10 protein-coding genes are annotated in these 15,074 nt (G+C 40.8%); 1 reads left to right on the top strand and 9 read right to left on the bottom strand.

Features of this window, described 5'->3' with window-relative positions:
- Window positions 1-29: 29 nt before the first annotated feature.
- Genes addA through J2R98_RS07650 form a run of 3 tightly spaced genes read right to left on the bottom strand, consistent with a single transcriptional unit; the run spans window position 30 to window position 7,903 of the window.
- Window positions 30-3,749: a helicase-exonuclease AddAB subunit AddA gene (gene addA, locus J2R98_RS07660; protein WP_307067687.1), complete on the bottom strand. Its 3,720-nt coding sequence runs from the start codon at window positions 3,747-3,749 to the stop codon at window positions 30-32.
- A complete protein-coding gene (addB, locus tag J2R98_RS07655) occupies window positions 3,750-7,244 on the bottom strand; it encodes a helicase-exonuclease AddAB subunit AddB (protein ID WP_307067685.1) in 3,495 nt (1,164 codons plus the stop codon). It abuts the gene before it with no gap.
- Window positions 7,245-7,258: 14 nt separating this feature from the next.
- On the bottom strand, window positions 7,259-7,903 hold the full coding sequence (locus tag J2R98_RS07650; RefSeq protein WP_307067683.1) for a TVP38/TMEM64 family protein: 645 nt from the start codon (window positions 7,901-7,903) through the stop codon (window positions 7,259-7,261).
- 168 nt (window positions 7,904-8,071) lie between these two features.
- Here J2R98_RS07650 and J2R98_RS07645 point away from each other — a divergent pair, with 168 nt between their 5' ends.
- Complete coding sequence (locus J2R98_RS07645) at window positions 8,072-8,461, top strand: YhjD family protein (RefSeq protein ID WP_307067679.1); 390 nt, start codon at window positions 8,072-8,074, stop codon at window positions 8,459-8,461.
- Window positions 8,462-8,488: 27 nt separating this feature from the next.
- Here the strand turns inward: J2R98_RS07645 and solA are convergent, their stop codons facing one another.
- From solA to J2R98_RS07615, 6 genes are all read right to left on the bottom strand, one after another.
- Window positions 8,489-9,613 carry an N-methyl-L-tryptophan oxidase gene (solA, locus tag J2R98_RS07640; protein ID WP_307067677.1) on the bottom strand — a complete coding sequence of 375 codons (1,125 nt, stop codon included), beginning with the start codon at window positions 9,611-9,613 and terminating at the stop codon, window positions 8,489-8,491.
- A gap of 78 nt (window positions 9,614-9,691) precedes the next feature.
- Window positions 9,692-10,171, bottom strand: coding sequence for a competence protein ComK (locus J2R98_RS07635; protein WP_017186337.1), 480 nt, complete (start codon window positions 10,169-10,171; stop codon window positions 9,692-9,694).
- 272 nt (window positions 10,172-10,443) lie between these two features.
- On the bottom strand, window positions 10,444-11,241 hold the full coding sequence (locus J2R98_RS07630) for an ABC transporter ATP-binding protein (RefSeq protein ID WP_307067674.1): 798 nt from the start codon (window positions 11,239-11,241) through the stop codon (window positions 10,444-10,446).
- Between the two features lie 11 nt (window positions 11,242-11,252).
- A complete protein-coding gene (locus tag J2R98_RS07625; RefSeq protein WP_307067672.1) occupies window positions 11,253-12,230 on the bottom strand; it encodes an ABC transporter permease in 978 nt (325 codons plus the stop codon).
- A 3-nt stretch (window positions 12,231-12,233) separates the two neighbouring features.
- Complete coding sequence (locus tag J2R98_RS07620; RefSeq protein WP_307067670.1) at window positions 12,234-13,262, bottom strand: ABC transporter substrate-binding protein; 1,029 nt, start codon at window positions 13,260-13,262, stop codon at window positions 12,234-12,236.
- A 159-nt stretch (window positions 13,263-13,421) separates the two neighbouring features.
- Window positions 13,422-14,963, bottom strand: a complete 1,542-nt coding sequence (locus tag J2R98_RS07615; RefSeq protein ID WP_307067668.1) for a fatty acid--CoA ligase family protein — start codon at window positions 14,961-14,963, stop codon at window positions 13,422-13,424.
- Window positions 14,964-15,074 lie beyond the last annotated feature (111 nt).

The raw sequence follows: 15,074 nt of genomic DNA, 5'->3' as shown, positions 1-15,074 counted from the left end.
GCTCATCGCCATAATCATGGCGATAAGCTTTACATTTCAATCACTAATGCTCGGTCAAAGAAGTATAAGTAAACGCCTGATAATTCTACACCCCAAATCGACTCGACTGCTCGACGGTATAAGTCGACTTGAACTTCATATCGGTTTGCCAATCGATCAACTTGCTTATCATTAACGTCACCGACGATTGTATCGGTTTTATAATCAACTAAATACCACTTTCCTTCAACATTCATTAAACAGTCGATGACACCTTGAATCAGCACACTTTCATTCGTATCATCTTGCCAATCAGGGTATACTTCTTTCACTTTTAACTCCATTGTAAATGGCAGTTCACGTCTAACGTCTTCTGCTACATTTAACAACTGACCTGCTTTCGTATCAAACAAATGTAAGATTGCATCATAATCAATGACTTCAGCTTCTTCATCGGTCAATATTTCTTTAAATACAAGACCTGATACAAATTCTTCCAAACTAGCTTGATCCCAATCTCGATCAAACGGTAAATGCTGCATGACAGCGTGCATTGCGCTACCAATTTCAGCTTTCGTTAACGTTTTAACATCTTGTTGCATAAAGCGCGGGCGTTTTAATGATGATTTCATTTGTTTGCGTAAGAAATCAGTCGCACTATATTCATCTTCCTCTTGGCGTATTCGTTTTAACTCAGTAACCGTCTGCTTAGCACGATGGGACTGACTGCTTGGATATTCATATCGATAAGTTAAACGGTGGTCGACTTCATCAAACTGTTCTGTTTTATCTTGAATTTGACTAACATCCCACTCTTTAATCGCTCGTTCTAACGTGTCGTTACGCTGAACAGTAATAAACTCCGGATTTTCATATTCCCTAGCATGATCCACGACGACGTTCCATTTTGAATCATCACGACGAATCGACTCAGGTACTTGCGCTGGCACTGCTCCTTCATGTAGTGCATCAGCCATTTCGTGTCGGACTAGCGACATGCCAATCCAATTCATATAATTCGCTTGATCGCTACGCATGTGAGCGGGCAACACCCAATATTGATGCGCGCCTACTTCAAGCCACTTTTGCACACGTTTGCTGTAGTCATTAACCGTTCCCATAACGACGAGCTTCTCTTTCGCACGGGTTAAGGCAACGTATAAAACACGCATCTCTTCAGCTAACATTTCTCGCTTCATCGCAACCGTCATCGCTTCAAACGGAAATGTTTTATACATAATCCGGTTGTCAACGTCCATATACTTCGCGCCGAAACCTAAATCTTTATGCAGTAAGTATCGCTTTTTATAATCTTGTGTATTAAAGTCTTTATCTGCTGCCCCTAAAATGACTAACGGAAATTCAAGACCTTTACTCGTATGGATCGACATGAGGCGAACGACATCTTCTTGTTCACCTAATGCACGTGCTGCCGCTAAATCATCGCCACGCTCTTCCATCTTCTCAATAAAACGTAAGAAACGGAACAAACCGCGATACGACGAACGCTCATAACTACGCGCTCGGTCATACAATGCGCGTAAATTCGCTTGACGTTGTTTACCACCAGGAGTGCCACCAACGAATTCGTAATAACCCGTCTCACGATAAATTTGCCAAATTAAATCAGACAACGCGCCGTACTTCGCTTGCTTTCGCCACTGTTCAAACATAGAGAAAAATCGCTCTAAACGTCTCATTAAGTCAGCATTTTCACCTGATTTCATGTAATTTTTCACCGCAACGTCAAAGCTTTCTTTACGGCCGTGTAAACGGATTTGTGCTAACTCATCTTCATTTAAGCCAACGATTGGCGACTTCAAGACACTCGCAAGCGGAATATCTTGTTTCGGATTATCGATTGTCTTTAACACATTTAACATCACTTGAACTTCAATCGCTTCTAAATAACCGGCTGATAGATCGGCGTAAATCGGAATGCCAAGTTGTTTTAACTCCTCAACGACCGTGCCAAACCACGTTTTTGAACGCATTAAAATAACAATGTCAGAATAACGCACTGGACGTGGTCGCTCTGTCTCTTTATCGATGATATACATCGGCTCATTGTCATCAGTTCCAACCCAAGATTGGATCTTCTTCGCATAGGCGCGCGCTTCAATTTGCGCTTTCTCTAAATACTTCCACTCATCACTTTCATCTGGCTCTTCTTCCTCTTCACGCGATAAAATGTGAAGTTCTGTATCGACATCTGAATCGGTTAACGTCTCATAAATTTGATTACTATAAATTAATTCAGCATCTTTTTCATACTCCATTTCGCCAACTTGTTCATCTAACAATTGACGGAAAATGTAGTTCGTACTCGCTAACACTTCATGACGACTACGGAAATTCTGTGCTAAATCAATACGCATGCTCGGTTCTGCTTCATCTTGGAACTGTTTATACTTCGTCATAAACAAGCTCGGCTCAGCATGGCGGAAACCGTAAATACTTTGTTTCACATCACCAACCATAAATAAATGACCAGCTTGTTCATCACCGGTTAACAACTGCAAAATCGTCTCTTGTACTAAGTTTGTATCTTGATATTCATCAATCAACACTTCGCGGAATTGATTTTGATACTGTTTGGCAACATCAGACGGTTTCAAATCATCCATCGTCGCTTCTTCAGCTAACAAAACATCTAAGCTATAATGTTCTAAGTCCGCGAACTCTAAAGCGCCTTGTTCACGCTTTTCCGCTTCTAGCTTCGAATGGAACTCTTTCACAACAGCTACAAGTTGCTCAACGTGTGGCACCAATTTGCGTAAATCTTTCACAAACGAAGCTGGGTCACGGTTAAACCACCGCTCTGCCATATCGGTAAATTTCTTTTTGTAACGCTCACGAATTGATTTCACTTGTTTTTGCAACTCAGGGTCGCATTCGTATTTTTTACGCGAAAGAGTGGCGAACTTTTTATTGGCTAACACTTGATCACGCATATTACTCCACGGTCCACCAACAGCTGCTATGACTAGCTGGATTTGCTCTTTGTCTTGTTCTAACGCTTCAACGTAATGGGCAGGCCCGTCTACGTCTTGTGCGACATCTAACGCTTGATTCACATCAAACATCGCCGCTTCTAACACTTCTTTAATATCTGCTTTCGCATAAGGCATCCATCTTAGCTCATCAAGAGGTGCTTCTTCATCAACGTCATACATCGCGACCAATGCATCCAACCATTCAAATGGTTTCGGGTTTTGCAGCGCAAACTCATGAACCTTTAACACTAACTCTTCTACTTGCTCATCATTACGGTCGTTTGAAAAACTATCAACGAAACGGAAAAACTTCTCTTGCTCGTATCCTTCTTTGCCGTACCACTCTTCAAATACTTCTTGGATGACGTCCTTTTTCAACATTTCCGATTCCACTTGATCTAAAATACGAAAGCTCGGGTCTAAATCAAGCTGGTAACTATATTTCCTGACAACGTTCATACAAAAGGAGTGAAGTGTTGAAATGTTCGCACGTTGTAGTAGTGCGATTTGTTTTTTCAAATGGTGAGATTCTGGATTATCTTCTAATGCTTTTTCTAGCGCTTGGCCGACACGGTTCTTCATCTCTTGAGCAGCCGCATTCGTAAATGTCGCGACTAACATTTCATCAATGTTAAAAGGATCGTGTTCATCTAACATCTTCTGAATAATGCGTTCGACTAAAACGGCCGTCTTACCAGAACCGGCTGCAGCTGAGACGAGTATATCCTTCCCAGCTTCATAGATCGCTGAGGCTTGTTCGTCAGTCCATTTCATTTACTTCTCCCCCTCTCGTTGAACCATTTTCTCTAAAATCGTTTCATCTTTTTCTTCTTTTAACCGTTCGAATTCATTTTCTTCGAGTGACGGGTCGAATTGACAGACTGATTTGTACGGACAAAACGTACACGCAACGTGGTCTTTCTTTTGAATGGGATCAAGCTTCACTTCACCGCTAACAATTTCGTTACCTGCTTGGCGCATCATGCCGCGAACGTACTGATTCATTCGCTTAAACAGATCTTCATCGACCGTTTTCGAACGACTATCAAACGAACCATCTTTCTTCACACCAAATGGCGCGATTTTCGAGGAGCCTTGTTCTAATGAGCGGTCCATCGCTTCAGCAATGCGCTCATCTTCTAATAACAAACCATTCATCTTGTATTCTTTAAACAACGCTTCTTCAACTGCATCATCATCGAGTGATTTTAACCCTGTATTGTTTAACGTCGGATTGTGCACGTGGAAGTAAAGCACACCAGCAGGGTCGGCTTGTTTGCCTAACCATCGATCGGAATACGTTAATACAACATCTAAATACGTTAACATTTGAAGCGCTAGACCGTAATACACATCGACTAAACTTAAATCCTTCTTACTTGACTTATAATCAATAATACGTAAGAACAAACGATCATCAATTTCCGTTTGGTCGACACGGTCTACACGTCCGCTTAATTCAAGTTTATAACCGTTCATTAAATCAAGCTGCAACGGCGGAAGCTTCTCTCTTTTACCAAAGCCAATTTCAATACCAGCTGGCGCAAAATCCGTATGCTTCGATTGTTTAGCCAGTACTGTCGTCGCCCGAATAATCACTTGTTTTAGCTTGCGTAAAATGTATTGATAACGATTAGAACTAAATAAAATTTGGTGCTGTAACATCGGCGCTAACTGCTCGACTGCACGTCTTGCATATTTTAAAATGTCATCGCTTGTTAGTTCGAAAAACGCCTTACCGTCTTCAAATACCCATTCTGTAATATAACGAAGCGACTCATGGAACAGCTGACCAATGTCAGGTGCTTCTAATTTATATAAATTACGCTCTTGTAAGCCTAACGTATATTTCGCAAAGTAATGATAAGCACATTGGTGATATGTCTCTAAACGCGACACACTTGAGCGCATCGTCTGGTCAAACAATTGACTAGCTGTATCATCTTGTAAGCTTTGCGGCTCATTTCGGTAAAACAAACTGCTTAACACCGTCTGCGCTTGTCCTTTTTTAGACTCTTCATTCATAAACCAATGAAGCGTATCCCAATACACGCTATGTGTCGGATAACCACGTAAATACTTCGATAACTCCGCTGTTAAAATGGCACGCGCCTTCACTGGATTCGTAATAAAACGCATCGGGTCTTCGTCATCTTCATCATCGAGTAAAAACTTCTCATCTAAATCCGTATACATCTCTTTTAACTGCTTCACAATCGAAGCCGGCATCTTTTGCTTACCTTCTTCATCACTTAACGGATAGCTCACCCACATCTTGTCACTTGCAAGCGTAAACGCTAAATACATGTAAAAACGATCATCTAATAAGACACGCTCAGCTTGATCAGCAAGCATCATTCCTTTAGACTCAAGCCACTCACGCTCATCATCAGTGACTAATCCTTCACTCGGTGGCTTCATCGGGTAAACACCATCATTGACCCCTAAAATAAAACACACCTTTACATTGGCAATACGCGAACGCTCCACATTACCGACAATCACGTGATCGATTGTTGGTGGCACATGCGAGAATTTCAACGTTTCAAAACCAGCTTCAATTACTTCTCGGAACAATTTAAACGAAAATTCTTCTTCACCAAGCATGTCGACCATTTCATCAAACAGCTGCATGACTGCTTGCCACGCTTGTTCTTGTTCACGCGCAACCTCAACTTCGCCTTGTTCATCAAACTCATCACGAAGCGTTTCTAACGTTTCAGGCGCATTTAAATGCTCTAACCACGCAAAAACCGCTTGCAGTCTAGCTTCTACGGTTTCCGATTCACGGACGCTTTGGTCAAATGATTCTAAAGCATCGACGACTTGCTTACGGTACGCATTAATTTGTTTTTGCATCGCTAACTCTTCATCTGTCTGTTTACGGAAATCAAGGCCAAACAACCGTTGATACGTCCACTCTTTATTACTTAACCATTGATCGCGTGTACGAATGCCATACTCTAAGCAATAGTTTTCTAAAAGGTCAATCGCATCAGCCGTAAGCGGGTATTGTTCATCAGTCGGCTTCACAAACCCAGTCTTAAGCAAACGAAACAGCGCATCATAACGCCAACTTCGCTCCACGACTTCTAGACCCGTTCGAATAAGTTCAATAAACGGGTGATTTAACATCGTCTTCTTTTCATCTAAGAACACTGGAATCTCATAATCTTTAAAAATCGTTTCAATTAAATCATGATATGTATTATCTTCACGAATTAATATGGCTAAATCACGATAACGATAGCCTTCTTCTCGTGTTAGGCGGACAATCTCTTGTGCCATCCCTTCTACTTCTGCACGCGGATGGACTGCTTCAACGAGCTTAATCGGTGCATTTCCTTCATACTTTGGTGTTGGCTGCCTTCCAAACTCACGCTCTAAATGTTGAAACGCTTGATTGTCTTTGAATCTACGCTCATCTGGATACAATTTAACCGGCTCATTAACTTTTATTTGAAACGTCTGTGCGATCTCTTCTAACGTCTCATACGTCGTCTTCGTCTGGTAAAATAAGTCTAACTCGCCTAACCCTTGACCACGACCGTCATAGACGAGTGCGATCTTTACATCTTTCGCATAACGCATAAGTGATTCAATCACGTAATACTCTTGTGGCGTAAAGCGGTGGAAACCGTCTATGTAAATCGTCGCGTCTTTTAACACATTCGTTTCAGCAAGCTTTTCAACAAGCATATTCAGTTGGTCTTCACTATCAACGTAATGCCCTTTTAACTGTTGATCTAACTTTTCATAAATCATCGCCAAATCTTCTAATTTATGTTTTAACGCCACTTCATTTGGTGTTAAATGTTCGAACTGATTCAATTCAGCAAGCACACTTTGAAGCGTCTCAGGTGTGACGCGATAACGCTTAAGCTCAGTAATCATCGTCTCAAGCTGATCGATAAACCCTTGCTTATCCATCGCCTTTTGAAACGCATCGAATGACTCTTGATGCTCTTCAGCAATTTTGCGCAGCAACATTTGAATACCCGTTGACGTAATAAACGGCTTCGTCCCACCACCAACTTCTTGAAACACATACCACGCTAAACGCGAAAAACTAAACACTTGAGCACGTATCGAACCTGCTAAATCACTTTTTCGTAATAAATCATATTCTTGTTGGAACGCCATTTGGTCTGGCACGATATAAAAAATCGGATCACCTTTTGGGTCTTCTTTTAATTCACGTTCAATCTCTTCTAAACAGTACGAGCCAATTTCTGCTCCAGCTCGTCCTAAAATAAACTGTAATCCCACATGCGCTCCCCCTTTTAATATGGTTGACCGTCTTCACGATCGGCTGTCGTCTTAATTCGCTGTTCAATAAACTTACCGACAAACCAAAACAGCCCAATCGCTACCCCGACGATAATCGTTCTTATAGGATCCTCTGCAAATGATGTAATACTATCCCCGACATACGACACGGAAAATATCATAACTGCTTTACCTAATGCCAAAGCTAAAATCACCTGCTGAATCGACATTTTCGTAAATGCTGCTACAACATTTAACAACGCTGATGGTGAAAATGGAAAGCATAACAGTAAAAACAACGGACCAAATCCACGACGATCAAAAAACGACGTGATCTTCTGAATATGGCGTTGATACTTAATCCGCCTCACCCAACGAAATCGTTCACTTTTACGGACTAAAACAAAGACAAGAATTGCTCCTGCTAAACTTCCGATCCAAGAATATAAAAAGCCCATGACGAGCCCATAGACAATCGAATTTGCCAAAATAAAGACGATAATCGGCAAAATCGGGATAAATGCTTCAATAAATGGTAGTAAAATCCCCGGCAAAGGCCCGAAACTACCATAGAACTCTAACAATTGAATGATGAAATTACCTATGACTGAATCTGATATGAGGTCGTGTAGTTCTTCTAAATTGGATTCTTCATTCATGGTCTCTTTCTCCCATCCTGTGTCTCTAACTCCATTTTATAAAAAAATTAGCCTTTTGCCTACTTTTTTACAATGACACATCAATTACAATTAGTGTTTGATATTTTTTCGTTTTTATCATACAATAATAGAACAGATGTTCGATTAACATATGACGGAGGGATCATCATGCCTTACTTAAGTGACGAGGAAGGACAAATGGCATCACGATTTTTATTCTTATCCATGGCGATCGTCGTCTTAGAACAAGATATAAAAACGGTCGAAAACGGATCATTTAAAATAAAAGAACCATATTTAGAACTACTACGCCGTATGATTCACCAAGCAAGAACCGAACGACGCGGCCTTCGCAAAACGATGGATCAGAAGAAAATGGATGTCGTCTTCATCCAGAAGAATGACACATTCTCAACGTACCTATTTCTAGCACGCGGCTACGAAGAAGAACGACGCTACTTCAACCCAGCTATTCGCAAAAAAGTCGAGCACATTTTAAATGAACTCATGTATGACATTACAACCGAAACGACGAAGCCAGCACCGGATTTTGCATAGAAAAAGGCAACGGACAATGCCGTTGCCTTAATTAAACCGACTTAAACGAAATGGTTCGATATTAAATTGTGTACGACCATGCAATGTTAATTGCGTCAATATTTCACCAACGACACTACTAAATTTAAAGCCATGTCCTGAAAAGCCACACGCGACATAAACATGGTCATGTCCAGACAACTGATCAATAATAAAGTCCCCATCAGGTGTGTTCGTATAAGTACATACTTTACCTTCAGCATGAGACATCGGTTCTTTAAAGATGCGCTCAACTTGACTCGTGACATCCGCTAGATCATTTTCATAATGACCAAAAGGCGCTAAATTCATCGGGTCTTGTAACACGTAACCACTGTCATGACGACCTAACTTCACAACTTGGTTTTCAATGCTCGGAAAACCGTAAAACGTCTTGCCATCAACATCATAAGCCCAACCTGGAAAATGATTACGATGATAAAGTTCCTCATCAGCTTCAAACCACGAAAAAGTTTTACGCGTAGGTTTTAAAGGCAACTGTTCATTCAAATGTGCCAACACTTGATTCGTTCCTTTACCTGCTGAAACGATGAGCTTTTTAGCTTGAATCGTTTCATTTGATAACGTAATCGTTACTTCATCGTCTCGGGTCTCGAGGTTTTGAATCTGTTCATTAAACTTAAACTGAGCACCAGCCTTAGAAGCTAAATGACGATACGCCCCAATACAACGTTCACTCATTAACACACCTGAATCAGGCTCAAAACAACCCATTAAATGATTATCAAGTTGAAAACCTTCCCAACGCTCATTTACTTCATCAGCTGTTAACGTCTCTAAATTAAGCCCATGCGTTTTAGCACTTTTTATGACGTTTTTAACGAAATCAGATTGCTTGTCCCCGATATTTAACACACCCGTTGGATCAAACAACTTCTCATCAACTTGTCGGTCAAGCTCATGCCACAACTCCTGTGCTCGAAGCGCCATCGGTACATAACTTTCCCCTTCACCATAAGCATGACGAATTAACCGCGTCTCTCCATGATGAGACCCTTCACTATGCGGCGGATCAAACGCATCAATTAACACAACCCGCTGATTTTCCTTTGCTAAATAGAAACCCGCAGCCATTCCCATCGATCCTGCGCCAATAATCGCAACATCATACATCTATACACACCTACTTCTTAACGATTTTCAGAGAATTAGATGTATTTTAGCAATTAGGTTGGGGTGTGTCAAAGTTATTTAAAGTTGATAATTTGAAATTCGCTCCATGACTAAGTGTCGATATTGTGCCGTGCGGTTTAACTGGTTAGTTAACGACGTTTGTGAATAATTGACCGTTAAAGTTTTACCACCGTGAAAATAAATTCGCGTCATTTTCGGTGCAAGACGCTCAAGCTTTAAAACGTAACTGTGAGCAATCCAAGCACACTCGTTAGAATGCGGCGAAGTCGTTGGCATAAAAAACATGCCAGAAGAAGCTTCCACGACAATCGGTGCTTTACGTGACACACCAAAAGCTTTTCGAGTACCATCAAGTCGTCCCTTCAAACTACATGCATAATAATTACAAATATCATCCATTAATTGTTTCGGTGTTAAATAGCTGTAAAATTCATCGTCCGTATCCACGACATACGAACCATAAACACCATCCGAAAATTTATGTGGCAATACAGCCATCGTTTTTGCAGAAATGCGTCCATTTTCTTTAATTTCCATAATAATCTCTCCCTTAAATGAAATTTTCAAAATTATATTAAAAAATATCTATAAAAAAGTAAAATGAGGTTTTTTTACAAAAATACACGTTTTGGTGTAAAAAAGTATCAAAAAACAGGCCAAAGTTGTCATAATTATAGGGAAAAATGAAAAAAGGTGAACCTGGAAATTAATTTTAAACTTATAAAATCGGAATAAGTTCTAAAATAGCTCATAGAAAGTGCATTTTAAGTAAAAAAGAACTCTCCCTGATTAGGAAGAGTTCTTGCTAATTATTTCGACAACAACGCGCGATCGCTTGCCATTCTTTTGCCACGGATGTTTTCGAAGTTTTGAAGAAGGTCTGAGACGGTGAGTTCGTCTTTTTCATCGTCATTGGCTTCGAATATGATTTTGCCTTCGTCCATCATCCAGAGGCGGTTGCCGAATTCGATGGCTTGTTCCATTTGGTGTGTGACCATCACGGTCGTTAAGCTGTGCTTTTCAACGAGTTCACGTGTTAAGCGTAAGATCAGTTCTTGTTTCGACGGATCGAGTGCGGCTGTATGTTCATCTAATAATAGTATTTTCGGCTCGGTGAACGTCGCCATTAAAAGTGATAAGGCTTGGCGCTCACCACCTGATAGTAAGCCGACTTTCGTATTCAAACGATCTTCTAAGCCGATCTCTAATGTCGCTAAATGCTCACGAAAACGCTCGCGAAGTTGCTTTGACACGCCACGGAATAAACTACGCCTTTTCGTTCGGCCGAGTGAAATCACCATGTTCTCTTCAATCGTCATCCCTGGTGCAGTCCCTGCCATTGGGTCCTGGAAGACACGCCCAATATACGCCGCGCGCTTCTGTTCAGGAAGCCTAGTCACATCACGACCATCAATCGCGACTTCCCCTTCATCAGGAATAATTGAGCCTGCTAGTGTATTAAGAAGAGTCGACTTGCCAGCACCATTACTTCCAATAATCGTAACAAAATCACCCGCTTCAAGCTTTTGGTTCACATCGACTAGTGCTAGCCGTTCATCTGGTGTATTCGGGTAAAAGGTTTTATGAATTTCATTTAAACTAAGCATCGTCTCTCCTCCTAACCACTGCTTGCGGCTTTCGCTTTTGATTTTTTATACTGATTCTTCGCATTCGTCTGACCGAGCCAATGCGGGAAGACTAATGCGACGACAACGATCAATGCTGTAATCAACTTCATATCACTTGCTTCTAAGAAATCGATTCGAAGCGCCATTGAGTAAATAATGCGATACACAATCGCACCTAAAATAACCGCTAACGTCATGCGGACAATTTTATCTTTACCAAATAACACTTCACCGATAATAACTGAAGCTAAGCCAATAATGATCATCCCGACACCTAAGTTAATATCAGCGAATCCACTATGCTGTACAACCATCGCACCACTAAAAGCGACTAACATGTTCGAAACACCCATTCCAACGATAATGTACAAACTCGTATTCGCTGAGAAGCTTCGAACCATTTTCTGATTATCACCCGTCGCACGTAAAGTCGTCCCCGCTTCAGTCCGTAAGAAGAAGTCCATTAACTTCTTCACAATGATAATAAGTACTAAAAGTGACATTAACGCGTAAAACGATCTCGGTGCAAAATCAGCAATCCCTAACCAATGAAACGGCGCCATGAAGATCGCCTCTAAATTCAACGCTTCCCACCATCCGCTAAGCGTCGTAAACAACGTATGTTCATTTAATAACGGAATGTTCGGCTGCCCCATAATTCTTAAATTAATAGAATATAAAGCAATCATCATGAGAATGCCGGCTAATAGAGGGTTAATATTCCCTTTCGTATGCAGTAACCCTGTTATACACCCAGCGAAAAATCCAGCAATCGCCCCAGCGATCGTTGCAGTAAACGGGTCAGTGCCATTCACGATCATGACTGATGTGACCGCACCACCCGTTACAAAGCTTCCATCGACCGTTAAATCCGGGAAGTCTAACAACCTAAATGAAATATACACCCCTAGTGCCATAATTGCGTAGATTAAACCTGATTCAATTGCGCCGTATATTGATGTAATCATGCCTTACTCACCTTCTTCTTCAGTCGTGACAATCTCCGCTCGTTCTTTTAACTCATCTGTTAGCTCAACGCCCATCTTTTCAGCGGCATCTTCGTTAATTTGTAAAAATAGATTTTGAGGGTAAGACGCTGGAATGTCACCAGGACTCACACCATCTTGTAAAACTTGTGCTGCCTTTTCTCCTGCTTCATAACCAATATCAAAGTAATCAAAACCAAACCCTGCAAAACCACCACGTTCAACTGAATCAAGTTCACTTACAAAGACTGGCATATCTTCATTTTGACCAACTGATAAAACAGACTCTAACGCACTAACCACGGTATTATCTGTAATAATTAAAAACACTTCCGCTTGTCCAACTAACGATTCAGCTGCTTGCATCACTTCTGATGAAGCTGACACCGTTGCTTCATGAGTTTCAATGCCATTTTCACTGGCTACTTCATTAACTAACTCAATCTGTCTCACTGAGTTCTGCTCACCTGAGTTATAAACAAGACCAATAGATTCATAACCTAAGTCTTCTACTAATTCGACGGCTTGTGGAACAGCATCAGGATGCATATCCGCTGTCCCTGTCACATTACCACCTGGGTCTTCCATAGAATCGACTAAACCTGCCCCAACTGGATCTGTTACAGACGTAAAGACGATCGGAATATCTTGCGTTTCATTTAAAGCCGATTGTGTACTAGGCGTTGAATTACCGAAAATTAAATCAACATCATCACTAACGAACTTCTCTGCGATGAGCTGTGCGTTTTGATTATCCCCTTGCGCTAATGACACATCGTAAAACACTTCTAAACCAGCATCCGCTAAAGCTTCTTGAAACCCTTCTGTTGCTCGATCGAGTGATGGGTGCTCTACAATTTGTGATACACCAACGACAAAGTCGGCTTCATCACGTGTTAACTCGTTGTCAGCTTGACTCTCTTCAGGATCCCCTTCTTCTGCTTCTCCATCACCACACGCGACTAAAATGGTGATTAAACTGATGACAATCAATAAAAGCATTCTTTTCAACATTTTTACCTCTCCCCTTTTTCACTTACACGCTTTTATGCAATAAAGAATTTCTGAATATTGTTTTCAATTATAGGGAATACAAAAAGTAAAATCAACCCTAAAAATAAAAAAAGATTCCCTAGTCATTTCGCTAAGGAATCTTTGTAAACGCTTACTATACTACTGTGTTGCGACTTGTTCTTTTAAACTTCTTCTTAAAATTTTTCCGGTCGTATTTTTCGGTAATTCTTCTAGGAAGTTGATTTCTTTCGGTTGTTTATATTTGGCCAATTTATCTTGGGAAAGCTTACGAAGATCTTCTTCTGTTAAATCTTCATTGTTTGACACGACAAACGCGACGACCGCTTCACCTAAGTTTTCATCTGGTACACCAATAACAGCGACTTCAGTAATATTCTCATGACTATATAACACTTCTTCTACTTCACGTGGATATACATTGTAACCGCCGACTAAAATTAAGTCTTTCTTACGGTCAACAATGTAGAAATAGCCTTCTTCATCTTGTTTCGCCATATCACCTGTGTATAACCAATCATCTTTAATCGATGCTTGTGTTTCTTCAGGCATTTTGTAATAACCTTTCATCACGTTTGGGCCACGTACAGCAAGTTCTCCAACTTCACCTGTTGGCACTTCTTCACCATGCTCATTAACGACTTTGTTCTCAACATTAACAATGCTTGTTCCAATTGAGCCTGCTTTACGCGGACGATCAAGTGGGTTAAAGCATGTTACAGGTGATGCTTCTGATAGGCCATAACCTTCAGATATTTGTACATCAAAGTGCTGCTCGAACTTCTCTAATAATGCAACAGGCATGGATGCACCACCTGAAATGCAGAGGCGAATGTTCGAGAAGTCTTTTTCTTCTTCATTTGGATACTGAAGTAAGTAGTTATACATTGTCGGAACACCTGCAAACACAGTCGCTTGATGGTCGCGCGCTACTTTAAACACCGCATCCGGTGAGAATTTCGGCACGATTAATATTGTTGAACCATTTACTAATGGCGCATTTAATGCCACTGTTAAACAGAACACGTGGAACATCGGTAGTGCCGCAATCACACGGTCATTTTCACCGATTTGTAAGTATTCTGCTGTATCACGCGCATTTGAGAACAAGTTTTTATGCGTTAACATCGCACCTTTTGGTTTGCCTGTTGTTCCTGATGTGTACAAAATGACAGCGGTATCATCATCGTTTAAAGTTGGACGATCAAACTCTAAGCTTCCTGATTGGACAAGCTTTGTAAATGAGTATGTCTGTTCTTTTAATGATGATTCGCGACCTTGTAACTGAGGGTCTGTTTCACCAACAATGTAATGTTCAACATTAGGAATCATTGAGGTCATCTGTTCGAACTTTTCCATTAACACATCTAACGTGATAACACCCTTAACATCACCGTTATTAATGATATAAGCAATTTCATCAGCAGTGTAGATTGGATTGACGGGAATGACCGTCAAACCTAAACGCATCGCACCGTATAAACCAATGACAAAGTGTGGTGTATTTCCAACCACAAGTGCAATATGGTCTCCTTTTTGATAACCTAATGATTCAAGGCTCGATGCGAACTTTGTCACGGACCCTTCTAACGTCTTGTAATCCGTCTCTTCCCCATTAAACACATAAGCCGGCTTCGAGAAATGGTTCTTTGCTGTTAACGACAACTGATCACTTAAATTCATCTGTCAACCTCCCTTGGTATGTAAGCCTTTACAAGTAAAAATTGAATGAATAGTCATTCAATTTAAATTTATTATAAATTATTTGCCCCACTTGAGCAAGTTATAAAAAGC

Origin of the sequence: Alkalibacillus filiformis, assembly GCF_030814115.1 — a bacterium.
Taxonomy (GTDB): Bacteria; Bacillota; Bacilli; order Bacillales; family Alkalibacillaceae; genus Alkalibacillus; species Alkalibacillus filiformis.
The sequence above is the reverse complement of the archived record's forward strand: the minus strand, read 5'-3'. Positions and strand labels throughout refer to the sequence as shown.